Origin of the sequence: Sphaerisporangium sp. NPDC051017 (genome assembly GCF_040683095.1) — a bacterium.
Classification (GTDB): Bacteria; Actinomycetota; Actinomycetes; order Streptosporangiales; family Streptosporangiaceae; genus Sphaerisporangium.
Genome location: NZ_JBFBCI010000087.1, coordinates 1 through 25,438 on the forward strand (window position 1 = coordinate 1; position 25,438 = coordinate 25,438).

Consider the following 25,438-nt stretch of genomic DNA (forward strand, 5'->3'; position numbering starts at 1 on the left):
ATGAGCTGGGTGACGTCGTTACGGTTTCCGCCGGTCAGCGTCACCGCCAGCGGAATGCCGTGCCCTTCGGTGATCAGATGGTGTTTGGAGCCTGTCCGGGCACGGTCGACCGGGCTCGGTCCAGTTTTGGGCCGCCTTTGAGCGCTCGGATGTGGGAGCCGTCCACCACCGCCTTCGACCAGTCCAGTGCCCCGGCGGCGTGCAACTCCGCCAGCAACGACTCGTGCAATCGCTGCCAGACCCCGGCCTCATGCCAGTCGCGTAGGCGCCGCCGGCAGGTCATGCCGGAACCGAAGCCCAACTCCTGGGGCAAGAACTCCCACGCGATGCCCGTGTAGAGCACGAACAAGATGCCGGACAGGACCTTCCGGTCATCCAGACGCTTGCGGCCAGGATGGTCGGTGCGGCGTGGCACGACCGGCAGCAACGGCTCGATCCGTGCCCACAACTCGTCGGACACGATCCACGGTGGCTGCTCGCCCTTTCTCACGCGATGATCAACCTCAAGGTGATCAACCTTATTCCTAGATCATTTTGTTAGGAGTTCTTAGCCTGGTACGCAAGAGAGCGCCGCGTGGTCGTGCTTGCCGGAGTAGTACGGCGCTTCATCGGCCAGGCGGTCGATCGGGATGAGCGTGCCGTCGAGGATGACCTAGGCCAGGCGAGAGGCCCTCGTTACGGCGGTGTGCACGTCGTCGGCGAGGGCCGCAAGCAGGTCGGCTGTCAATGTGACCGCTCCACCAGCGTTGGTCTTCACCTATGGACATGCTCTGGTGCAGTCGAGCCCTGAGGCAGTCGGAAATGAGTGGCGAAAAACGGCAGCTCTGTCAGTATCCTATTGGGCAGAGAGCCGGGCGGGCGAAGCCTTATAGTCGGCCCTGCGCTTCGTAACCGCTCCCGGAAAGGCGAAGAAGATGAGCATCGGCTCCGATGCCAGGATGGATGCAGAGATCCATCGTGTCCTGGGTGCGATCGAGCAGATGCTGCTCGAATATGCAGCCTGGGGTGAGCGGATCCAATGGGGCGAGGTTCATTTCGCCTTTTACAGCGACCTGCTCGACTTCTGCAACTTTCGCATGGAAACGACCCAGGACTGCCTGGCCCTCATTAAGGCAGGCCGCATCTCAGCGGCACTCGGACTCAACCGGTCGCTTCTGGAGAACTACCTGCTGTTTGCGCTGATGTGCCGGGGCACCAAATACTACCGACTCGCCGACCACTCATCGCTTTCGGAGCGCGAATTCAAGGCCAAGCTGAAAGAGGAGCAGGAAGCGCTTAAAGCCGCTCAGGAAGACGGTACCGCGACGTGTCTGGAGGTCAAGAAATTCCCCAGGGCGGCACGTCACATCATGTACGTATACGAAGGACTCAAGGATGATTCCGGCGAAAGCATCCTCGTGCCCGTGTACTACTTTGAGTTCAGAAACTTCCGCCCGGAGGTGATGAGGTTCCGGCGCGACGACTATTTCGAATATTACGAACCTGAGCCGGACATGAAGAATATCCTCCGGCAGCATCAAGCGCAGGCCGCCCGCGTCTACCGGTTCTACCTCTCCTACGACTCGCTCATCCAAGGCCTGGAACTGAACGGAATGCTCGACAAGGCGGCGAGCCTGCGGGTGGACGCGCATTACACGTTCCTCGGCCAGTTTCTGCACCCCACCCATGACGCCGCCCGGAACCTGCGGGCCAACAGCAACGTCTACCACGGTGGGACCGCGGTCGGAGCGCGGCAGCCTTACTCCGATGAGGCGATCCTGCTGGCCGCTCTCTACCTGGCGCACACGGTGGCGAGCTTCATGCGCGAGGCCACCAACCTGCTCGACGCGGCAACTGACAAGTACTTCTCCGACACCGCGACCGGCGCGCTGGCCACCGCCGCAGACCGCACGATGAAGCAGTTCGCGTACTTCTGGTTCATTGACAATGATCCGCCACCTTACAACCGTTACCTACATTGCATCCACCACGCCTCCAATGAGGAGATCACGGCATGGGGTGGTTATATGGGATGCCCCAAGGAGTCGGTTTCCTTCGATTCAAGCATCTTCTCCAGTCTGAAAGACGCATTGCAGGGCTGGAACAACGCCACGTGCGGGCCGTATAATCCTCCGTTCTAACCAGATCGGCTTCAGTACCTGCAGCTCACTCTGCTGTGGCCCGACCAGCCCGAGACCCTCACCGCACGCTAAGCCAAGCGGCTCCCATGATCGACCAACCCGCACTTCAAGCAATATTGGAACCCAACGCGTTGGGCCCTACGATGGACACCGTGAAGCTTGCCGACCTTGCGGGATTGGCGTTGTCTTGCCGCGAGAGCACCATGGGTTTCGAAGCCTTCCGTACGAGCGCCATGGTTAGCTCGCTCCGGTGGCCGGCTGACGTCGTTGAGCAGTTCCTCTACGACCACGCAGACAACGACGCCTTTCTCCGTGACTACGAGAACATCGACCTCTCCACCGTGAGATGGGAAGTCACGGCAGTTCCGGTCGAGGAATTCATGGTGATGCCAACGGGAGCGTCTGACGGCGACTGCATCGAGGAGTACGCGGCCGACCCGGGCCACTGGGTGCGGGTGCGCAACCGCGGAATCCATATGGGTGTCGCTGAGTGCTGGGAAACGCACGGGACCTGGAAGCGCTGGCCGATCTTGATCGACCGGATGCTGCTCGATCCACCAGAACACGGCCTCCAGGTCCTAGAAGGCCGGACACGAGTTGGAGTTATGAGGGGCCGCCGACGCCAAGGGGCCTTGGTCGCGGAGCGGCACCTGGCATGGGTCGGACGCTCATCGAGCCAAAACCGCGTGATGCGTCTCCCTCGGGGGTCAACGAGCACTGTAGGCGCGGCTAGGCCTGGACAACAGTGAGACTTTTCCATCCTGATGACCCAGGTCACGGCGGGCTTGCGGAAGACAGTTGCGGATGAGATGAAGCTCCCGGTACGACAGCAGTCGGCCAAGATTCGATGCTCCAACCGGGCCCTCGTTGCTGTCTTATCGTGCCGTCATTCCGCTATCCAACCGCACCCTCAATCGCCTGACCGACCCGATCCGGGCCCACCGAGCCGAACGGCGCTCCCGATGGCGACGCCTCAACCCCGGCCGACAGGCTCTCCTGATTCTGGCGCAGGTGAAGGTGGTGGGATTGTGCTTCCACCACCACCCCACCGATTCCTTGGGCAATGCGCTGAGCGCCCACTAGAACTCATATCGATCACGACTGGAAACACCGAAACCCCAAATGACCCCAATCGCCAGCGATTATGCTTGGTCGGCTGGCGTACAGGCGTGTTGTGAGGGGTGCTGAGCGGCTAATGGCAAGGATGCCTGAGCGGATCGGCCGGTATACCGTGGCCGGGGAACTGGGCTCGGGCGGGATGGGAGAGGTGTACCTCGCCTACACGCCAGGCGGCGACCCGGTGGCGGTGAAGCTGATCCGGAGCGACAAACTGGATCCCCTTACGCGGGCGCGCTTTGAGAAGGAAGCGCTGATCGCGCGCACCGTGATCGGGACCAACAGGGTGGCGCGTTTCCTGGATGCCGACCCGTTCGCCGACAGGCCCTGGCTGGCCATGGAGTACGTCGCCGGGCGTACGCTCCTGGCCTGCGTGAACGAGGACGGTGTCCTCCCGTTGCCGCTGGTCGCCAGCCTTGGGGTGCTGCTCGCCGAAGGGCTGAGCGCCGTGCATGCCGCCGGACTGCTGCACCGGGATCTCAAGCCGCAGAACGTCATCATGGGCAAGGAAGGCCCGATGATCATCGACTTCGGTCTCGGGGCGTTCATGGATGCCGCGCAAGACTCGCTGTCGCACAGCGGCATGATCATCGGATCCGTGCGTTGCATGCCGCCGGAGCAGGCGGGCGGGAACCCGAAGGTGACCCCTGCGGCGGATGTGTACGCATTGGGCACGGTGCTGCTATACGCCGCGACAGGACACTACCCGTACGACGGCGCGGCGTGGGAGGCCGTCGCCGTACAGGTGGCGAACCCCGACATCGGCCCCGATCTGACCGGCGTACCAGACGGGCTCCACCCGCTGATCTCTTCGATGCTCGCCCCTGCCCCGGCGGATCGGCCGGTGCTCGATGTCGTCGCCAAGGAATGCCGGACCTTGGTGGAGTCGGTCGGCCTGACACCGGCCGATGCGCGACTCGCGTTGATCGCGCGGACGACTGCCGCCGATACGCCGGACCCGGCGAAGGAGCCGTTGTCCCCGTCATTCGAGAAGCTGCTTGATCAGGTCGACCTCATAGGGACGGGGCCGGACTCACCCCTTGATGGTCATCGGGCTGTGGCTGAGGTCGACGAGGGGCCCAGACATGCGGACCCGGTCGCATCGCCGAAGCCAGAGGCGAAGCTGCGCTCTGCCGGCGAGCGGCCACCGGCATCCAAGCGGGTGGCAGACGAGCTGCGCGCTGCGTACGCAGTAGATGCCGAACTGTGACGGTCGATCTCGTCGCATTTGGTGGGACGCTTAACGGACGAGTACAGGGCGCAGGATCAGCGCTTTCGTACGCCATTGAAGTGGAGCGGCGTGGGGGCGCCCCGTGGGTGAGGGATCGGAGCGACCTTGGGTGTGGAGGTTGGGACCGCGGATGGGCGGCGTGACACAGCGCGGGATGCCTGGAAGCCGGAGGAGGGTCTGCTAGGGAAGAGCGGATACGCGCCGGGTGCCCAGGTCCTGATCCGTGACGAACTGTGGCTGGTGCGCAAATGCACGCTCACCACTCGTGACGGGTGGATGGTCGAGGTCACCGGCATCTCCTCGTTCGTCCGCGGATTGGAGGCCACCTTCTACGATCGGCTGGACGACGTTCAGGAACTGGATCCGCGTGAGACCACGCTGGTGCCGGACGATTCGCCGAATCACCGCCGGTCCCGGCTCTTCCTCGAGGCGATCATCCGCAAGACGTTCCTGCCGCAGACCGAGCACGGACTGGCCTTGGCGGACAACTTCCTCATGGACCAGCAGGTCCACCAGCTCCGGCCGGCGGAGCTGGCGTTGTCGATGAAGAACCCGCAGCCGCGGATCCTGATCGCGGACGTGGTGGGTCTCGGCAAGACCCTGGAGATCGGCGTGCTCCTGGCGGAGCTCATCCGGCGTGGACGCGGTGAGCGGATTCTGGTCGTGACGCCGCAGCATGTGCTGGAGCAGTTCCAGCGCGAGCTGTGGACCAGGTTCGGGATCCCGCTGGTGCGCCTGGACTCGACCGGCATCCAGCGGGTGCAGCAGGACATCCCCGCGGGGCGTAACCCGTTCGCGTACTTCAAGCGCGTGATCATCTCCATGGACACGCTGAAGGGCGATGTGTACGCGCACCACCTGGAGCACACCGACTGGGACGCCGTCGTCATCGACGAATCCCATAACCTGGTCAACCGGGGCACGAAGAACAACGCACTGGCCCGGCTCCTGGCCCGCAGGACGGACGCGCTCGTGCTGGCCTCGGCCACGCCCCACAACGGCGATGCCTCCTCCTTCGCCGAACTGGTCAGGATGCTGGACGAGGCGGCCATCGCCAACCCTTCCCAGTACGAGGTGAAGGACCTCGGCCATCTGTACATCCGGCGGACGAAGACCTCGCCCGAGGTACGGGAATCACTCAAGGGCGCTTGGGCGGATCGTGGTCCCTCCCAGCCGATCCGCGTCGCGGCCACGGACAAGGAGCTCGCGGTCTTCCAGGAGCTGGCCACGCGATGGATTCCCGCCGATCCCTCGACGCCGTCGGTGAGCAGGCACCAACTCGTTCCCTACCGGCTGCTCAAGTCGTTCCTGTCGTCGCACAGGGCGCTGCTGGAGACGATCAAGACCCGCATCGGGACGCTCGACAATCCGCCGTCCGACAAGTCCCGGAACGGTGCGAAGCGACAGACGCGGATCGATGATCCCGCAGCACGCGAAGCGGCGCGGAAAGCGGAGCGGGCCGCGCTGGTGGACCTGCGACGCCTCGCCGAGCAGATCGAGGATCAGCACTCGGCGAAGCGGGCGGCACTGGTGGACGAACTGCGCGCCATGGGTCTCGGACCCGGATCCGACACCCGGGTAGTGGTGTTCTCCGAGAGCATCCCTACCTCGAAGTGGCTGGCCGAGACCGTCCCCGCCGCCCTGGGCTTCAAGCGCACTGCCAGCCCTGACGACAAGAAGCCCTGGCTGGGATTCGGCGGAGCCGTGCAGGTCATGCACGGCGAGGCCACCACGGATCAGGAACAGCAGGCGATCATCGAGAAGTTCGGGCTGCGTGACGACCCGGTACGCATCCTGTTCACCGGGGATGTCGCCTCCGAGGGCGTCAACCTGCACCAGCAGTGCAACTTACTGATCCACTACGACCTGCCGTGGTCGCTGATCCGTATCGAACAGCGCAACGGTCGTATCGACCGATACGGGCAGGAACGCCGGCCCGAGTTCCGCGCGCTGATCCTCACCAGTGAGGTTCCGTGGCGCACGGACGAGACGACCGGGCAGCCGCGCACTCTGGACGACCGTCTGGTGGGCGAGAAGCTTCTCAAGCGCGAGGAGGAGGCGCACAAGATCGAGGGGTCGGCCGAGGCGGTCACCGGCCTGTACCGGGCTCGGGAGGAGGAGGATCGCCTGACTCAGGACCTGATCGCGGGCTGTACGGTCGAGGAGTCCATCAAGCGGTCCAAGCAGGGCGGGGCGGCCTTCCTCGCCGGGTTCCTCGGTCAGGTCGGCGCCGTCCACGAGCACCCTGAGGTGGCTCGTGCCGTGGTGCCCGGTCTCTTCCGGTCGACGGCCGACTACTTCGAGGAGGCGCTGCGGCAGGTCTGCCGGCCCAATCCCGAGGACATGCTGTCGCTGCGCCGCGACGACGACGGCACCATCGCCTTCGAGCCCCCGCAGGACCTGTTGTACCGGCTCAAGGCGCTTCCCAAGTCGTACCTGGACGAGCAGCAGATCATGCCGCGCAAGACCGAGCCGGGACGGATGCGCGTCACCTTCTCCAAGGACCTCGCCGCCGCACGCCTGAAGGCGGCACGGGAGACCACCGCCTCCCAGTGGCCGAACGTCTCGTACATCACCGACGTCCACCCGGTCCTGGACTGGCTCACGGATAAGGTCCTGGTCGAGATCGGCCGGCAACAGGCCCCCGTGCTCGCCGCCACCGTGGACAGCCCGACGTACCTGGTCCAGGGCATCTACTCCAACGCGCTGGGCAAGCCCACCATCGTCGAATGGATGGCTGTCTCCCATCTCCCTGACAATCCCGTAGTGGAAGGGCTGACCGCCCAGGTGCTGGAGCGCTACGGCGTCGGCCCCAACATGCCCGGCCGCGCCACACCCCGAGACCTGCCCGGCCTCAGCGCGCTCGTGCCCGACGCGATCGATGCCGCACAGCGGCATCTCGTCGCCCTCGAAGTCGAGTACCGCAGGCGGATCGAGGAAACCCTCGCCCCCTACCGCGAACGGGTCGCCGTCTGGAGGCAGGAGGCGCTCTTCGCCAGTTCCCGTCCCAAGGAAGCCGAACTGGACCGGACAGCCGAGCGGCGCCTGAAGTTGATCGAATCACTGGAGACGGTCGGCGAGCCGATGCTGCGCCTGCTGGCCGTCCTGGAACCGCGCACCGTAGCTGAAGGAGGCACCGCACGATGAGCACCGACTTCGACTCTTTCAGCAACCGAGGCGAGTACTTCTCCGCGCACTACTTCGCCGATCAGCTCGGCACCGACCTAAAGAAAGGCCTATTCACCACCTGGGCCTCACGCGAGAGCGACGAGAACGACCCGCGCAAGACGCCGCGCGAGCTGCTTCGCGCCCTGCGCACCCCGTACCTGACCGAGAATCTTCGCCCCTACTTCGCCGAGACCACCCAGGCCGACGCAGAGGACGAAGCCCGACTCGCCACGCACAACAACCCGGAGTGGGCCAAACGGCTCGCGGAGTGGCACCAGATGGTGCTGCACGCCCTCGGCTACGACACCACCCCGGCCGAACTCACTGTGCACCGCGCCGGCCGCGACCACACCCTCACCGTCGCCTACCACGGCCACGGCATCATCGCCCTCGACTGCGGCTGGTCCGCCGCCAATGACGCCGCCCTCAACGTCGACGGTGCCGGTCGGCTGCTGTCGCCATTGCGCATCAGCGCGAGCGAATCCTACGAGACAGGCGCCGCTCTGACCTCCTGGCTTTTCCAGAGCGAACTCGGCGAAGCGGGCGGCCCCCACCCCCGTTTCGTCCTGCTGTTATGCGGCGGTGTGATCCTGCTGGCCGACCGCCACGTCTGGAGCGAGGGCCGTTACCTCGCGGCCAACCTCGACGCGGCGCTGGAGCGCAACGACCGCGCCCAGCAGGGCGAACTCGCCACCATCGCTGCCCTGTTCAGCCTCGACATGCTGCGCCCCGGCGAGAACGACCAGAGTCGGGCGATCGACGCTCTGCTCAAGTCCTCCAGCGACAACGCGTCCGGTGTCTCCAGTGAGTTACGCCATGGCCTGCAGCGCTCCGTGGAGATCATCGCCAACGAGGTCCTGATCCGGATGGCAGAGCCACAGAACGATGTCACGCCGGCCGACATCGAAAGCCCCAAAATCTCCTTCGCCCGGGAGCTCACCCGCGAAGCGTTGCGCTACCTCTACCGCCTCCTGTTCCTGCTGTACGCGGAAGCCCGTCCCGAACTGGGCATCCTCCCCGCCGACGACGGGTCGTACGAGGCCGGCTACTCCATGGCCCGCCTTCGCGAGCTTGTGGAGCGCGAAGAGGAACTCATCGAGGAGGAGGCGCGGAACGGCTTCCACCTCTTCGAGTCCCTGGACGTCCTGTTCAACAAGGTCAACTTCGGGCACCGCGAGTACGGCACGGAACCCGACGATGACCAGCCCGGCGACGACGAGGAGACCCGCCTGGCCAAGGCAGCCCGCCGCGGCGCGGACCGTGGTCTGCGTTTCGAGCCCCTGCGTAGCGAGCTGTTCGAGCCGACCGCCATCCGCCTCATCGGCACCGGTGTGCTGGATCCGCGCTGTGACGAGGACAACGACCCCCGCTGGCTCGACCTGCGCCTGCGTAACGTGGCCCTGCACGAGGTGCTGCGGCTGCTCACCATGAAGAAGGGCAAGCGCGGTGAACGCGGCGGCTTCATCTCCTACCGTAACCTCGGCATCAACCAGCTCGGCGCGGTCTACGAGGGGCTGATGTCCTACACCGGCATCATCGCCGACGAGGAGTTATGCGAGGTGGCCAAGGGTGGCGACCCCGAACAGGGCTCCTGGCTCATCCCCTCGCGCAGGATGGACCAGTACCCCGACGCGACCCTCGTCCATTACGGCGAGGCCGACGCACGCAAGGGCCTACGCGGCCCGAAGAAGTACGACAAAGGCTCATTCGTCTATCGGCTCGCCGGCCGCGCCCGGGAGATCTCCGCTTCGTACTACACCCCCGAGTCGCTGACCAAGGTCACCGTCGAGCTCACCCTGAAGCACCGCCTGGACCAGGAGCGGGACGAGAACGGGAACGTGATCAGGACGCGGGCCTCGGAGCTGCTGAAGTACAAGATCTGCGAGCCGGCGCTCGGCTCGGGCGCGTTCCTCAACGAGGCCATCAACCAGATCGCCGACGAGTATCTGCGCCGCCGCCAGGAGGAACTCGGCATCACGATCCCGACGGCCGATGCGATCACCGAGAAGCAGCGGGTCAAGGCGTACATCGCCCTTCACAACGCCTACGGGGTCGACCTCAACGCCACCGGTGTCGAACTGGCCGAGGTGTCGCTGTGGCTCAACACCATGCACCCCGGCATGCGCGCGCCGTGGTTTGGCCTGCACCTGCGTCGCGGCAACTCCCTCATCGGCGCCCGCCGCGCCATCTACGCGGGCGACGACGTTTCGGGCAGCGAGAAGGCATGGCTCAAGGCGAAGGGCGCCCTCGCGCCTGATCCACTTCCCTTGCTCAAGGACGGCGAGCCGCAGCCACTGCCCGACGGCGCCGTGCACCAGTTCCTGCTGCCGAACCCGGGCTGGGCCGCGGTCACGGGCTCGAAGGAGGCCAAGGCGCTCGCCAGGGAAGGCGTGGCACAACTCGCCGCCTGGAAGGGGGGCATCCTCCGGCGTCCCCAGCGCAGCACCGCGCACCTCAACAAGGACGGCAGCCCTAAGATCGACTCCAAGACCAAGGGGCCGAAGCAGGAGGCCGCTTCCCAGTTCACGCGGTTGCGGGACGCCGCCCGGCGGGTCGAGTTCCTCTGGTCGGCCGTCGTCAAGCGGATGGAACTGTCCGAGAGAGCGATCGCGCGCCGGGTCGACGTATGGAAGGCCGATCCCGCGGATCCCGAGTACGCCTTCCTCACCCACCCCGATCAGGCGGTTCCCAAGGAACAGGTCCTGGACGACCTGTTCAACGCCGTCGACACGCCTTACTGGCGGCTCAAGACGGTCATGGACGCCTGGTGCGCCCTCTGGTTCTGGCCGGTCGAGAAGGCCGGGCTACTGGACGGGACCGACAACGAGTACATGGCGCGCACCGTGACCGGCGACGGGGTGGATCTCCCTGAGGTGCTCGGCGGCCTGCCCGTGACCGGGGAGCGACCCCGCGCCGAGGAGGCACCCGAGCCGCCGGTGACCCCGGCGCCGACCCCTGCTCCCCGGTACGTCGAAGTGACGGCGCTGTTCGCGCTGGGACCCGAACAGACGACCATCTGGAATCTCGAATCGACTGCAGATGACGGCGCGTTCGTGGAATTGCAGAGAATCGGACCGGCAGGAACGAAGAAAGCGGCGAAGCCGCAGACGCCGCACCAGCGACGGGTGATCCCGCTCAAGAACCTTGACGACTGGCTGGAGTTCCTGGAGGCCATGCTCGGCAAGGGCGAACTGTTGGAAGGCACCTTCCTTGACTCCCTCGACAGCCTCCGCAAGTTGAAGGAATTTGAGCAACTGCTCGTGTCCTTCATGGGAATGGACCCCGGAAACCCCGAGGACCGGTTTCCGTGGCTCAGGACGGCGCGCGACATCGCGAAGGAACAAGGTTTCCTGCACTGGGAGCTGGAGTTCGCCCTGATCTTCGCCCGTGGTGGCGGCTTCGACCTCCAGGTGGGCAACCCGCCATGGGTGCGGCCGGACTGGAATGAGGACTCTGTCCTCGCCGAGTACGAGCCGTGGTTCATGCTCACAGAAAAGGCACCGGCACATGAGAAGAAGCGTCGGCGCCAGGAGGTTCTGGAGTTTGCAGCGGCTCGGCGGTACGTGCTTGGGGAGCTGACGAACACGACCGTGCAGGCCGCGGTGTTCGGCTCGCCGCAGATGTACCCACTCCTGGCAGGCACCCGGCCGGACTTGTACCGCGCGTTCATGGCCCAGGTGTGGGGGCATGCTTCGGCGGACGGGGCCGCCGGGATGGTCCATCCGGATACGCATTTCACAGGCAACAAGGAGGGAGCCCTGCGGGAGGCTGCCTACCGGAGGTTGCGTGTGCACGGGGATTTCGTGAATGCCGGGAATCGATTCTTTCCACATCCGGTCGGCCGCCACACTCACTTCGGAATACACATTTATGGCAGCGAGAACGGGATCGATTTCGATCATCTCTCTTGGCTGTTTTCTGTTGACGCGCTCCGATTCTCTGCGAAGGACGACGGTGCGGCTCCTAATCCTGGTGTACGTTTTGGCAAGAGCTGGGATGAGCGACCACACCGAAAGCGCATCATTCGCGTGACCGCAGAGGTCCTTGCGCAGTGGCAGCGCCTAGTGGGAGAGGTGGGCCAGCCCGTCGAAGAGGGCCGCCTACTCTCGCCGGTCAGCACCGCTGAGGCTGAGGCTATCGCGGCGTTGGCCGACTACCCGCTGCGGGTCGACTCACTGTCTCCCCAGATCGCTTGCGGATTTAATGAAAGTGGAGCAAAGGAGGCTGGCCTCATCGACTACAACGTTGCAGAGGGCGGCGCCATCCACCTCCCTGCGGCATGGGACGAGGTAATTCTCAAGGGGCCGCAACTGAGTGTTGCCAACCCAATGTTCAAGCAGCCCAGCCAGAACGTTGACGGCCGAGAATTTCTCGGCTTAAACTTGACCAAGCTGAACGCTAATGCAATACCTGAGACAGAATACGTCCGGATGGCCAATGAAGAAGCATATTTGCACGCCCAGGAGCGCTGGGTCGATCACGAGCACCTAGGCCAGCTGCGATTATCATCTCACGCCGTTGAGGACACTCGCGATGAGCTCGCCACTCGTTTGGAGTGTCCTCGCGAAGAAATCACGAATAATGCTATTGATTCCGCGCTCGTCGCCAAGGCCACGAAACCATACACAAGGTTCTACCGACTCGCCTGGCGTCGCCAGATCGCTCCCAACACTGAACGAGCGCTCTACGCTGCCTTGATCCCGCCCGGTCCCGCCCATATCCATATGGTGCACAGCTTGGCCATGGCGTCGCTGCGTGAAACGGTGCTCGCCGCCGGTTTCTGGTCTGCACTGCCCTTGGACTACTTTGTCCGAATAACAGGCCGGAGTGATCTGCAGGTGGCGGGTGCTAATGTGATGCCGGCTGCGGCTCCCGATCATCTGCTCGTTCCCGGCCTCTTGCTGCGGACGCTTCGCCTCAACTGCCTAACGAATGCGTACGCAGCGCTCTGGACCGAGCTATACGACCCTGCCTGGCAGGCGGAAAGGTGGGCATGTAAGTGGCCGGAACTACAGCCGCTGCATCGCGTGACTCCCGAGTGGCAGTACAGCACTCCGCTTCGCACTGAGCGCGCCCGCCGGTCCGCCCTCGTGGAGATCGACGCACTCGTCGCCGTGTGGCTCGGAGTCTCCGCCGACGCTCTCGTGGCCATGTACAAGGCACGCTTCCCAGTTCTCCAGGACTTCGAGTCGGTCACCTGGTTCGACGCGAACGAGCGCAAGATCGCAGGTAACCGCTATACCTACGGTCACGGCCAAACCAAGGACCATTGGAAACAGTTCGAGGCGTATTTGAAGGACCCGAACAACGCGCCCGTCCCCGAGGGGTGCACCGCCCCCTTCTATAAGGCGGATCGGGAGACGGAGATGCGTGAGGCGCACGCCGTCTTTCAGAAGCGGCTCGATGAGGCGATCGCCCGGGGCGAGTGGGATCCGGTGAAGCAGGAGGTGCCGAAGCCGTGAGGCCGACGCTTCAGGCGCGGGCGCTCAAGGAGAGCCTGCTGCAGTACCTGTCCACGACGTACGCGCTGAGCGATGAGGGCGCGCGCGAGGCTCTTCACCGTTTCCTCGGGGACGAGACGTCGGGGATGTTCCGAGGGCCGTACCTTCGCATCCACACGCCCTTCACGACCGCCGGCGAGGAGTGGCGCAAGCACCTGGAGTGGCAGCGTGAGGGGTTCACACCCTGGGCACACCAGGCGGCGGCGTTCGCGCGGCTGTCGTCCGCGAACGGGCACACGCCGCAGCCGACGCTCATCACCACGGGCACGGGCTCGGGCAAGACGGAATCATTCCTCTACCCGGTGCTCGACCACTGCCGCCGGGAACGGCAGGCGGGGAAGACCGGCGTCAAGGCGGTGTTCCTGTACCCGATGAACGCGCTCGCGTCCGACCAGGCGGAGCGCATCAACGATCTGCTCGCGCACAACAGCGAGCTGGGCAGGCTCTGGGCGGGGTTGTACATCGGTGATCGGGCGGCGACGCAGTACGAGAAGGTGCGTACGCGGCGTTCGGACATGCAGATGTCACCGCCGGACATCCTGATCACCAACTACAAGATGCTGGACCTGCTGCTGCAACGCCAGGAGGACTCCCCGCTGTGGCGGGAGGCGGACATCCGCTACGTCGTGGTGGACGAGTTCCACACCTACGATGGCGCGCAGGGAACCGATGTGGCGATGTTGCTGCGGCGGCTCGCGTCCGCGGTCGGGGTGTCGGAGAAGGGACGCCCGCTGGGGAGCATCTGCCCGGTGGCGACGTCGGCGACGCTCGCGTCCGGCACGGACGATGACGGGATGGCGCGACTTCTGGAGGTGGCGACCGACGTCTTCGGCACGGAGTTCACCCCGGAATCGATCGTCGGGGAGAACCGGCTGTCGGTGGATGAGTTCATCCCCACCATCGCCGTGATCATGCAACGGTTGCCGGCGCCGGACGAGTTGCTCGCACTGCCCGACCCCGGTTCGAGTGAGGAGGCGCTGCTCGACCTCATCGAGGCGGTGACCGGAGTCCGCGACGCCGATCCCTTCAAGCTGGGGGCGAACCTCAAGCGGCACCTCTTCACCCGGGCGGCGATGCAGGCGCTGGACGGCGGGCTGAAGACCGGCGCCGAGGTGCTGGATGTCATGTGGCGTGCGGGGGCGGCAGGTTGGGCCGAGGCCGTGGCCCGGCAGCCGGAGAAGGCCGCGGAGGCGCTGGCCCGGTTCGTGGCGCTGCTGTCGTACGCACGCGACCCCAAGTCGGCGCCGGGCGAACCGCGACCGCTTGTTCACGTCGAGGTGCATCAGTGGGCCCGTTCGGTGTCCCGGGTTCTGCGCGGCGTGCTGCCCTGGCCGAAGGCCGAGTTCCGCTGGGACGTGGCGGGAATGGCGGATGCGAGTGCGACGGACAGTAACCGTACGGCACCGGTGACGACGGCCACGTCGGCGCAGAACGCCAACCTCTTCCTGCCGGCCGTGTACTGCAGGGACTGCGGGCGCTCGGGCTGGGCGGTGTTCTCACCGGAGAGCGACGACCACGACGTGCAGTTCGACACGTTCAAGATCCGGCGTGCGTCGCTCGGGCAGGACAAGGCCCGCGTGCGAAACCTGGTCGCGGCGACCGACCGTGAGGCCCGGGAAGGCTCTGGCGCGAGCCCGTCCTCGTCCGGCGGCCGGAGCACTGCTGGCGTTATGACGGGCCAGGGTGCGGGCGGCCTGCTCATGGTGCTGGACGGAGCGCGCAGGCGGCTGCGGCTGCCGGATCCGCGCAACGACTACGACCAGGCCACCAACGAGCCCCGGCTGACGGCCCGCGACTCGGCGTTCGTGCTGGTCCACTTCGGCGGCACCGTGGCGAACACCGCGGCCAGGGAGGACTGGTGTCCGGCGTGTGGCGCGCGCAACGCAATTCGCTACCTGGGCACCGGTTCCGCCGCGATAGCCTCGGCGTCCGTCACGCAACTGTTCACGGGTGGCGAGCTCGACAAGGCGCGGCACGAGGACAAGACGTTGATGTTCAACGACTCGGTGCAGGACGCCGCGCACCGAGCCGGGTTCGTCGCCAACCGCTCCTATACCTTCTCTCTGCGGGCTCTGCTGGCCGGGCACCTGCGTCACGACAAGCCGACGGCGCTCAACGACCTCATCGCGGACGTGGTCGAGGCCACCACCGACAAGGACACCCTCGCCGCGGTGGTGCCGCCGGACCTGCACGTCTACAAGGGGGTGGACCGGCTGCTGTCCGGTCAGGGGCGTGGCGGCACCATGGCGACGTGGCGGCTGATCGGGCAGCGCCTCGCCTTTGAGACCCTGATGGAGTTCGGCTTCCGTTCCCGCAACGGCCGTACCCTGGAGTTGACCCGGACCGCCTCCGCGCAGGTGCGTATCGGGGATCCGGAGGCCGTCGTCGCGCTGGTCAGGCGAATCCACGACGAGTGCGTACGCGAGAAGGTGCCGCTGATCGCCCAGGACGACGCGAGGTATCTGGCGTTCATACGGATCTTCCTGGAACGGCTCCGCACCCGGGGCGCCGTCGCCCACAAGTGGCTGAGCAAGTACGTGGATGAGGCGGGGACCAGCCGCTACTACATCTGGGGCAAGCGCGAGCCGGGCATGCGGGCCTTCCCCAAGCGGGTCGCGGCCCCGGTGTTCCTGCTGAGCCGGCCCAAGAACGGCAGCGACTTCGACTTCGCCACCGGACGGCTGTCCTGGCACGAGCGGTGGGCCGGACGCTGCCTGGGGCTGCCGCGTGAGCTGTCGCCGGAGTTCTGGTCCGCGATTTTACCCGAACTGGCCGCGCTGGGACTGCTGTCAGCACGGACCCCACTCGACACCTCATTGCGGGCATATGGCCTCAAGCCCGGCAACATTGAGGCCAAACTGCTGGACGACGAGCAGGTCCGGCACGCATACGTGCGATGCCCGGTGTGCTTCTGGGAGCAGACGGTCCACCCGTCGCTGCTGGACCAGTGGCACGAACAGCCCTGCCCCTCCTACCGTTGCCGCACAGGCCGCCTCGTCGCCGGCGACCGGCCCGAAGGACTGGGCGTGCACCACCGCGACCGCGACTACACCCGCGACTACTACCGGCGCCTGTACCGTGGGGCGGGCACCTATCAGGTGGTCACCGCCGAGCACACCGGCATGCTCACCCGCCCGCAACGCGAGAAGGTGGAAAGGGCCTTCAAGGAGGGCGAGGGCTTCAAGGACCCCAACGTGCTCTCCTGTACTCCGACGCTGGAGATGGGCATCGACATCGGTAGCCTGTCGGCCGTGGTCCTGGCCGCGCTGCCGCGCCGTCCCGCTTCGTATGCTCAGCAGGTCGGGCGGGCCGGACGCAACACAGGCAACGCGTTCCTGCTCACGATCCCGGACCGCAGGCGCCGTGACCTGTACTTCCTGGAACGTCCCAAGGACCTCATCGACGGCACCATCGTGCCGCCGGGCTGCTACCTCTCGGCCATCGAGATCCTGCGCCGCCAGTACCTGGCCCATCTGCTGGACCTCGCCGCCGCCGGACGGCTGGTGCGCGCGGACGGCATTCCGCTGCGCGCGCTGCCGCACAAGGCGCCCCGCCTGTTCGGCCCATCCGGTTACCTGGCCGACCTGGTGGAACTGGCGATCGCCCAGGGCGAGGATCTCGCGGACGGGTTCCTGGAGTTGTTCCCCACCGGTGTCAACGATCAGGCCCGGGCCGACCTGCGCGAGTACGCCGTGCACGGACTGCGGGCAGCGGTCGAGGAGGCCGAGCGGGAGTGGTTCCGGAGCGAGCGGGCACTGCGAGGCCGACTGCGCGAGATCGACGATGCCCACGACGAACTGCACGACTCCGATCCGGACCAGGCGCGGCAGAAGGCCGAACTGGACGCCGAGCGGCGCGGCGTCGGGCGGCACCTGATGAACCTGGGTGAGACAACGGCGCAATCCGCGCTGTGCGACCTGGGGCTGCTGCCGAACTACGCGCTGATCGACTCCACGACCGTTCTGTCGGCGACGCTGTACGGCGAGGACGGAGTGGACCCTGCGGGCCGGACGATCTACACCTCCGACACCTACACCTACGAGCGGCCCCGGCGTATCGCGCTGGAGGAGCTGGCCCCCGGCAACACCTTCTACGTCAACGGCTACAAACATCAGATCAGCGGGTTAGAAATCGCCACCGGCGGTGGGCAGGGGTGGCGTACCTGGCGGGTGTGCCCAGGCTGCGGGTACGTGCGCACCGAGAACGCCAAGGAGGACCGCTCCGAGTGCCCACGCTGCAAATCCGTGCAGATCGCAGACGACGGATCATGCCTGTTCCAGGTCATCGAACCCGCCACCGTCACCTCGCGCGACAAGCGGGAGGACGCCCGGATCCGCGACGACAAGGATGACCGCGACCGCCGCTTCTACACCGTCGTGGACGCGGTCGACATCCCACTGGAAGACATCGAGCCCGGCTCGTGGCGGCACACCGGCCAGACGTTCGGCGTCGACTACTGCCGCCGCGCCATGATCCGGCGATTCAACGTCGGACCGGTCCGCTACGACGCCCAGGCCCGCGACGACTTCGCCGGACATGACGTGCGTATCACGCCGTTCTACGTGTGCACGGTGTGCGGAGCGGCCAGCGCGGACGGCCGACCGGTCTTCGACCACGACACCGACGAACTGGACTCCCTTGCCGCCCGCAGCGGACGCCTCAAACACCATCGCCCGTGGTGCCCGCTGCGCCGCGGCAAGAAGAGCGACGCCAGGGAGGAGCCTGTGCTGCTCGCCCACCAGCTGCAGACCGAGGCTCTGCGGGTGCTGATCCCGGCCGCCACCGCGAACGTGGACACCAAGGTGCACTCCTTCCGGGCCGCGCTGCGGCTCGGAGTGGACCTGCACTTCGGCGGAGACCCGCAGCACCTGGCCACCACCGTGGCGTCCATGCCGGACGAGAGCGGCGAGCGCCGCTGGTTCCTGGTGCTGTTCGACTCGCTACCCGGCGGCACCGGCTACCTGGACCGGCTCACCGACCCCATCGCCTTCCGCGACACCCTGACTGCGGCGTACCAGATGCTCCGGGACTGCCCGTGCGCCGAAGAGCAGCGCCGAGCCTGCCACCGCTGCCTGCACCGCTACACCCCCGAGCCCTTCCAGGACATCGTCTCGCGCCGGTCCGCGCTGACCATGCTGGAGTCCCTGCTGTTCACCAAGGACGGCGAGGACGGCTGGGAGACCGCCGAGATCCAGCACACAGGGCTGGTCGGCCTGGACGCCCAGGTGGAATCCGACCTGGAAGCCCGCTTCCTTGCTGCCCTCCGTGATTATGTGAAGGTCACCAACGACGCCTCTTTGGACGAAGACGGCCACGCCAGCGGGCATCTGCGCTTCACGAGCGGCTCCGGCGTGACGCATTGGCGGCTGACCGCACAGCAGCAGCTCCACGGCACCGTGGCCGACTTCTCCTTCACCCGGGTCGACGGCCCGGTACAGAAGGTCAGGGTCTACCTCGAAGGTTTCCGCTTCCACGCCAGCAGCGAGCACAACCGGGTCGCCGCCGATGCGGCCAAGCGCACCCGCCTGCGCGCCGACGGAGAGATCGTCTTCCAGGTCACCTGGGCCGACATCGACCTGTTCGAGAAGCGCCCCACCCATACCAAGCCGGTCTGGCCACCGTACGGTGGCAGTGCGCAGGAGCAGGCCAAGGCGGCCTACGAGCAATACGGCGGGCAGCGCGCCCACTTCGCCCAGGCCGTCGTCGCCAACCCGATCGACACTCTGATCGCCTACCTGCGCGACCCGGATCCAGGCCGCTGGACCCGCCTGGCGTCCGCCCTGGTCACCGGACTCGGGGCCCAGCCGGGCACGGTTCCGGTCACCGCTACCGGACGCCGCAGCGAACTCGTCGCGGCCCTGCGCGGCGAATTGGCCACCGTCTCCCCCGTCAGACGCAGCGACAAACCGGTCGCGCCGGACGCGGCCGAGATCGGGCCCGTCCACGTATTCCGGACGCGGGACACCACCGGACTGCCGATCGTGTTCGTCCTCGACGCCGCCGATCCCGAGGCCTTGAAGTGGACCGCATTGACGATCCTCGACGACGCCGACGCCGTGTTGGACACCGACGAGCACAAGGAGCGCTGGCGTTCCTGGCTGTACTGGACCAACCTCACGCAGTTCCTGTCCCTGTCCGGCGGCGACGGCGTCCAACTCGCCACCAGCACGGCGGCGGACTTCGAGGTCGAGGTCCTCGCGGTGTGCGGCGGGCTCGGCGAACTGGACTCCCTTAGCGACGTGCCCGCGGCAGCGGTCCGCCCCGTCAGCACGCGGAGTGGCTCACTGGCCGAAGCCGCCGTAGCCGAGGGACTCCGCGACGCCGCGTGGGACGAGGACATCTTGGAGATCCTTCGCGAAGAGCCCGGCGAGGCACCGGACCTGATCCGCCTCGCCGAAACGCTCGCCGATCGCGGGAAGCGCGCTCCCGTCTTCGGCTACGAGCTGGGCGCGTCCCGCTGGCTGGCCGACTTCGCCTGGCACACCGACCGCGTCAAAATCGCCGTGGTCTCCGCTCACCAGGGCGGCGATGACGATGAGGCGCAGCGACGCGACGCCGCGTACACCGAGGAGGGCTGGATCGTCCGCACCGCGGCCGAATGGCTCGCCCACCTCGACGAACTGCTCGACAAGGTCCCCGACACCAAAGAAGGCACTCTCCGATGACCGCCCGGCTCAGCCTGTACCGCAAAGCCGAAGAGGAGCTGTACAAGCTCGACCGCTCGATCAAGGCCCAGTTCTACGATTTCTGCCACAACTTCCGTAACAACCCCGACCTGCCCGGGCTCAGGAAGAAGAAGCTCAAGGGCGACTCCCGTATCTGGTCCGCCCGCATCGACCGTGACCACCGGGCTCTGCTCACCCCTACCGGCGTCGGCGCCGACGGCACCGAGAGCTGGCTGGTCCTCGCGGTCCGTCACCGCAAGGACGTCTACGAAGAGCTCCAGGTCGCGGTCAACCGCGTCACCGGCGAGATCGAGTTCGTGGACCTCGCCGTCGTCGGCGACAGCGCCCTGCGCAGGGCCGGCATCACCCTCACTCCTGCGGAACCGGACAAGCAGCCGCCCAAACCGGTACCCGCGCCCGAACCCGCCGCTCCAGCGCTGCTGGCCGCGTATGACGCCGGGCAGCTACGCGACCTGGGTGTCGCCGAGCAGTTGATCGGGCTGGCGCTCACCGTCACCACCAGCGCCGAACTCGACCAGCTCCTCGAAGGCGCCCCACTGCTGTCGAAGGACGTCCTCTACGGCCTCGCCGCCGGGATGGACATCGAGGAAGTGCGCAAGGAGATCACCGCGCCGGTATCACTCGACCAGCGCCCGGACCCGGACGACTTCGCCGCGGCCCTGTCTCGCACCAAGGTGACCACGGTCGACGACGCCGTACGCAATGTCATCGAAGAGGGCGACTTCCGCGCCTGGAAGGTCTTCCTCCACCCCACCCAGGAACGCATCGTCCACCGCCACTACAACGGCCCCGCTCGCGTCTCGGGCGGCCCCGGCACCGGCAAGACCATCGTCGCCCTGCACCGCGTCAAGCACCTTGCCGAGCAGTTGCCCCCCGGTGACAACAAGCGGATCCTGCTGACCACTTTCACCAAGAACCTCACCACGGACCTGCGCCTGCGGCTCGCCTCCCTCGTCGACCCCGCCTTGCTGGCCCGCGTCGACATCGCTCACATCGACCAGCTCGCCGCCCGCGTCCTGGGCGAGAACACCGCCCCCGGACACGCCAAGCAGCGTGTCTACGACCACGTGGCCCTGAACGAGATGCGCCAGTTGCTGGCCGAGCTCGACGACCGGCGCTGGGAGCCGGAATTCATCCTCGAAGAGTGGGAGCAGGTGATCCTCGGCCAGTCGATCCCCACCCGCTCGGAGTACTTCAAGGCTCGCCGGGCCGGCCGCGGCCGGGCACTCACTCGCCCCGAGCGCAACCATATCTGGAAGCTCATCGAGCAGTTCACCGCCCGCCTCGACAAGCTCGGCGTCGAAACCTGGGGCCAGGCCGCCGAACGCGCCGCCCGCTTCGAGATCGAACGCGCGGCGAAGATCCGCGACCGCCGCAACAACGGCGGTGAGCACCGCGAGGACAGCTCCGGCATGCGCCATCTCGGCTACCGCTATCGGCACATCGTCGTCGACGAGGCCCAGGACCTGCGCCCCGCGCATTGGAAGATGCTGCGCGCCATGGCCAACCCTGACCTGTCCAACGACATGTTCATCGCCGGCGACGCCCACCAGCGCATCTACGACCACCAGGTCGCCCTCGGCGCCCTCGGCGTCAACATCCGCGGCCGGTCCTCGCGCCTGACCCTCAGCTACCGCACGACCAGGGAGATCCTCACCGAAGCCCTCCGCGTCGTCCAGCCCAAGAGTACGAACGCGAAGGTCACTTACGACGACCTCGACGAGGGCACCGACAACCTCACCGGATACCGCTCCGTCCTCCACGGCCCCAAGCCCGGCTTCGTCCACTATGACTCATGGGATGACGAACTCACAGGCCTCGTAACCACCTTGACCACCTGGCGCAAGGAACTGTCCAGCAACGGCAACGGCGCCCCCCTCGACCCCAGCGGCCGCATCGCCGTATGCGTCGCCGACCGGGAGATGGTCAGCCAGACCATGAACTACCTGGCGACCAAGGCGGGCATCACCTGCGCCGAGCTCACCAAGGACGGCCCCAAGGGCGACGGCGAGATCCACGTCGGTACCATGCACCGATTCAAGGGCCTCGAGTACCAGCGGCTCGCCATCGTCGGCGCCAGCGACGGCATCATCCCACGCACCGGCATGATCGAGCGCTACCGCACCGAAGACCCGCTTCGCTATGAACACGAGCAGCGCAAGGCCCGCTCCCTACTGTTCGTCGCCGCCACCCGCGCCCGCGACGCCCTAATCGTGAGCTGGCACGGCAAGCCCAGCCCATACCTTCCAATCTGAAGCGGTGCCAGCTCCGGGGTCACACGCTATGCGGCGCTGGCACTGGAGCAGAACCGTCTACACCCCAGACAACGACTCGGGCGGGCAGGGCTTCGTAGTCGCAAGCCAGGCGCCGGTGGAACATGGGCCATTCGAGGGTGCGCTCGACGGTCCAGCGGCGGGGCAGGGCCATGAAGCCGCTGGTGGCGGGGGCGCGGCGGACGACAAGCGATCTCGCGGCGCCGACTCACGGTTGAGACAAGGCCGTACGGCGATGCCGCCACTCCACGCTGTCGCCAATGCGTGAGGACCATTGACCAGCGCATATACATGAGTATAATTTACCCTTGTATCGTCTACAGGGGTAGATCACCGAGTCTGGCGTAGCCCCCGTGTCGCGATATCCGGAGGTGTAGGCCTCTGGATGAACGTCCCGGTGGGGTGCGAGTCAGCCCAACCACTCCAGCCGGGACGGTGAACCCTCATCGAACAAGGGAGCTGTTCGCAGCATGAACGCATCACCCATCGACCGCAAAACTTCCCACGCTCGCGGCCATCAGCATGGGATCACCTACAAGATCTGGATCTGTGACTGGATTGGCAGACACGAGGGCCCGCGAGGTCCGGTCCACCGAGTCTGCTGGATTGTGGCCGGTCACAGGAAGGGTCGCTCGTTTCGTGTCCCGGCCCTGGCCAGGGACTTCCAGGATCAGCTCAAGGCCTCGGTGGCGGCCGGCCAGCCCTTCGACGTCAGGAGCGGGCTGCCGCTCGTGATGGCCCCGCAGGGCTGTGGCCGTCGTCGAAGCGGCCGGTCCCGCCGTGGGAAGGCCGGGCCGCGTGCATGACTGACTCGTCTTTTGAGGACATCCGGGACCGGTTGGCCGAGTGCAGTGACGGCGAAGCGTTGCTGGCCGACGGTTTCGAGGACGCATTGATCGGTATGGCCGAGGGCTGGTTCGGCAACTCGCGGCGGGTCGTCGCTCTGTACGACTTGGCTCTTTGCCTACGGGTCCTCTTGGGGTGGGGCATGGACGAAGAAGAGGCTGGCGAGTGGATCGACTACAACGTCACCGGCGCCTACGTCGGGCCCTCCACCCCGGTCTTCGCCATCATCAAACGCCAACCGGTGATCGTCTCCGGAGACGACTGAGATCTCACCGAAGGAATCCCGGCACGCTGCGACACCAGCAATTCTCGCCCTCTGTTCGGCACCGTGGAGCGCACGCCGTCCGTGCGTCCCAGGTCCCTGCCCGGCTCTCAAGGCTGCGTCACTCTTGCCGTGCCCGCAACCGGCTCTCGCTTCGCTCGTCCCGGCCCCGCCCAAAGATCTTTTCCTGTCGGAAAACATCTTGGCCGTGCCGGGTCCGCCGGATTGCGTTCCCGGCTGCGTGCGTCGCGGGCGCCTTGAGCCGGGCAGGGACCATCCCTGTGTCCCCCGGTCGCTGCAGCAAGGCGGTGGCCAGGCCAGCCCGGCGCGATGAGTCTGTGGAGGGCACATGACCGAAGTCGCAACCGATCCCGACGTTCTGGAAGGCGTGGTCGCCGATCAGGACGTCCCGGCGAACGGGGACCTGGCCGCTGAGGGTTGGCGAAGCGAGGACCTGGCGTACACCGAGCGTCCCGTGATCCCGGTGGAGCTGCTGGTCTCCCACCCCGGAAATGTCCGGGAGGACAAGCAGGCCGACCAGGCCTTCTGCCGGTCGGTCGCGTCAGCGGGGATCATCACTCCGCTGGAGATCACCGTCGAGCCAGGCGGCGGCTATCGGGTGGTGGATGGCAATGTCCGCCTGGACGCCGCGCTGAAGGTCGGGCTGTCGGCGGTGCCGTACTTCTTCTCCGCCGACACCGCCGATGACGAGGGTCTTCAGTACCTACACATGCTGATCAGCAGCAGGTTCCGCACGAGCCTGACGGTGCATGAGGAGGCGCAGGCGCTGTTCTCGGCGGCGCAGGCGGGGATGACGCGAGCCGAGATCCGCAAGGCCACGGGCCTTTCCGCGGGCGAGGTGAAGGCCGGGGTGCGGGCCGGCGGTCTCAACTACATGGCCAAGGAGATCGCTGCGGGGATGGACTACGAGTGGACACTGGAGGAGCTGGCGCTGCTCAAGCCGTTCGAGGATGACCCCGAGGCGATGGAGGTGATCCGCCGCAGCCGGTACGGCCCGCTGAAGTACACGGTGCAGCGCCTGCTGGACGAGCGGGAAGCCAAAGCACGCCGCGCCAAGATGGTCGCCGAACTGGAGCATTCGGGGATCACGGTCACCACCGAACGGCCAGAGGGGGCCGTACCGCTGTCCCGCCTCTTGAACGGTTCCCAGCAGATGGACGCCGACGCCCACGCCGACTGCCCCGGCCGGGGCGCGTCGCTCGGCTCCTGGATGAGCGCCTCCCCGAACCACTACTGCCTGGACCCGGTCAAGCACGGCCACGTGTTCGCTGAGACCGGCACTACCAGCCCTCCCGAACCGGCCGTCGTGGCGCCCGTCGCCCAGGAGGCCAAGCCGAACGCCGACCGCAAGATCGTCGTCGAAGGGAACAAGGCGTGGGTCGCCGCTGGCACGGTCCGGCAGCAGTGGCTGCACGAGTTCCTGATGCTCAGGGCCCTGCCCAGGAACGTGGCGTCCACGATCGCCCGGTTCGTGACCGAGCAGCTCGTCACGATGCCCGAGCCGCTGTGCCGCGCGCTGGGCGGCGCCCGTCACTCCCGTTTGTTCGAGTCCTTCGGCGCCCCCGCGCCGGAGACGGTGGCCAAGAGTACCCAGCCGGGTCTGTGGATGCTCGCGCTCGCGCCCATCGCGACCGCCTACGAGCGGGAGATCACCGGTGATGGGGAGCGGCGCAACACCTGGCGCGAGGACAAGTACTCCCCGTGCACCCGCGAGGACGCCGGGGCGTGGCTGCGGTTCGTCGCCGAGATTGGCGCCAAGCACGGCTATGAGCCCAGCCCGATCGAGAAGGCCGTCGCGAACGGCGTTCCCTACCGCGGCGACAACCCCGCCGAAGACCTCATCGAGGAAGCAGACACCGACCAGACCAGTACCGAGCTGGTGGCGACCGGTCAGGACGAGGAGCACGATGACCAGCCGATCGACGCCGTCGAGCAGGCACCGCAGGGGACGCAGGAGTCCGAACCGGGCCCCGTTGCCGAGCCGGACGCCTCCGCCGGCCCGGCGTCGGCATCCGGTACCGCGGACGCCGCAGCGGATCCACAGGAGGTCCACCTGGCCGCCCACATGGAGGAGGAGATAGCCGACCTCGCCGAGGAGTTCGACGCCGCCGATATCTACGCCGACGCCGCCTGACCACCACCCCTGGCCGGCGCAGGGCACCCGGCTGCAGGTCGAGCATCCGGTCACCGAGCTCGTCACCGGTCTCGATCTGG

Annotated in this window: 9 protein-coding genes and 4 pseudogenes; 11 read left to right on the forward strand and 2 right to left on the reverse strand. The window is 66.6% G+C overall.

Features of this window, described 5'->3' with window-relative positions:
* Window positions 1-490 (reverse strand): annotated as a pseudogene (locus AB0M95_RS37845) (IS5 family transposase); the annotation flags it as partial.
* A 90-nt stretch (window positions 491-580) separates the two neighbouring features.
* A pseudogene (locus tag AB0M95_RS37850) lies at window positions 581-718 on the reverse strand (IS5/IS1182 family transposase); the annotation flags it as partial.
* Between the two features lie 196 nt (window positions 719-914).
* Between AB0M95_RS37850 and AB0M95_RS37855 the strand changes: the two are divergent.
* The 11 genes and pseudogenes from AB0M95_RS37855 to AB0M95_RS37905 all read left to right on the forward strand — a co-directional run bounded on the left by AB0M95_RS37855 (window position 915) and on the right by AB0M95_RS37905 (window position 25,358).
* Window positions 915-2,120: a hypothetical protein gene (locus AB0M95_RS37855; RefSeq protein WP_363775603.1), complete on the forward strand. Its 1,206-nt coding sequence runs from the start codon at window positions 915-917 to the stop codon at window positions 2,118-2,120.
* Window positions 2,121-2,272: 152 nt separating this feature from the next.
* Window positions 2,273-2,869 (forward strand): hypothetical protein, encoded by a 597-nt coding sequence (locus AB0M95_RS37860; protein WP_363775606.1) that lies wholly within the window; start codon window positions 2,273-2,275, stop codon window positions 2,867-2,869.
* Between the two features lie 118 nt (window positions 2,870-2,987).
* Window positions 2,988-3,137, forward strand: a pseudogene (locus AB0M95_RS37865) (IS5/IS1182 family transposase); the annotation flags it as partial.
* Between the two features lie 187 nt (window positions 3,138-3,324).
* Window positions 3,325-4,446 carry a serine/threonine-protein kinase gene (locus AB0M95_RS37870; RefSeq protein WP_363775609.1) on the forward strand — a complete coding sequence of 374 codons (1,122 nt, stop codon included), beginning with the start codon at window positions 3,325-3,327 and terminating at the stop codon, window positions 4,444-4,446.
* Between the two features lie 132 nt (window positions 4,447-4,578).
* Window positions 4,579-7,614 (forward strand): DEAD/DEAH box helicase, encoded by a 3,036-nt coding sequence (locus tag AB0M95_RS37875; RefSeq protein WP_363775612.1) that lies wholly within the window; start codon window positions 4,579-4,581, stop codon window positions 7,612-7,614.
* The gene (locus tag AB0M95_RS37880) at window positions 7,611-13,097 is read left to right on the forward strand and encodes a class I SAM-dependent DNA methyltransferase (RefSeq protein WP_363775615.1); all 5,487 of its coding nucleotides are present in this window, start codon (window positions 7,611-7,613) and stop codon (window positions 13,095-13,097) included. The genes AB0M95_RS37875 and AB0M95_RS37880 overlap by 4 nt, the downstream gene beginning before the upstream one ends.
* The gene (locus tag AB0M95_RS37885; protein WP_363775618.1) at window positions 13,094-19,801 is read left to right on the forward strand and encodes a DEAD/DEAH box helicase; all 6,708 of its coding nucleotides are present in this window, start codon (window positions 13,094-13,096) and stop codon (window positions 19,799-19,801) included. Before AB0M95_RS37880 ends, AB0M95_RS37885 begins: the two co-directional genes overlap by 4 nt.
* A complete protein-coding gene (locus tag AB0M95_RS37890; RefSeq protein ID WP_363775621.1) occupies window positions 19,798-22,077 on the forward strand; it encodes a UvrD-helicase domain-containing protein in 2,280 nt (759 codons plus the stop codon). The genes AB0M95_RS37885 and AB0M95_RS37890 overlap by 4 nt, the downstream gene beginning before the upstream one ends.
* 516 nt (window positions 22,078-22,593) lie before the next feature.
* Window positions 22,594-22,830 (forward strand): annotated as a pseudogene (locus AB0M95_RS37895) (hypothetical protein); the annotation flags it as partial.
* A gap of 67 nt (window positions 22,831-22,897) precedes the next feature.
* Entirely contained in the window at window positions 22,898-23,206 is a 309-nt protein-coding gene (locus AB0M95_RS37900; protein ID WP_363775624.1) for a hypothetical protein, read from the forward strand.
* A gap of 346 nt (window positions 23,207-23,552) precedes the next feature.
* Window positions 23,553-25,358 (forward strand): hypothetical protein, encoded by a 1,806-nt coding sequence (locus AB0M95_RS37905; RefSeq protein ID WP_363775627.1) that lies wholly within the window; start codon window positions 23,553-23,555, stop codon window positions 25,356-25,358.
* The last annotated feature ends 80 nt before the right edge of the window (window positions 25,359-25,438 follow it).

Excerpts from the sequence above, each read along its gene's own strand:
- AB0M95_RS37855 (WP_363775603.1), top strand. The coding sequence starts at position 915 with ATGAGCATCGGCTCCGATGCCAGGATGGATGCAGAGATCCATCGTGTC.
- AB0M95_RS37870 (WP_363775609.1), top strand. The coding sequence starts at position 3,325 with ATGCCTGAGCGGATCGGCCGGTATACCGTGGCCGGGGAACTGGGCTCG.
- AB0M95_RS37880 (WP_363775615.1), top strand. The coding sequence starts at position 7,611 with ATGAGCACCGACTTCGACTCTTTCAGCAACCGAGGCGAGTACTTCTCC.
- AB0M95_RS37890 (WP_363775621.1), top strand. The coding sequence starts at position 19,798 with ATGACCGCCCGGCTCAGCCTGTACCGCAAAGCCGAAGAGGAGCTGTAC.
- AB0M95_RS37900 (WP_363775624.1), top strand. The coding sequence starts at position 22,898 with ATGACTGACTCGTCTTTTGAGGACATCCGGGACCGGTTGGCCGAGTGC.
- AB0M95_RS37905 (WP_363775627.1), top strand. The coding sequence starts at position 23,553 with ATGACCGAAGTCGCAACCGATCCCGACGTTCTGGAAGGCGTGGTCGCC.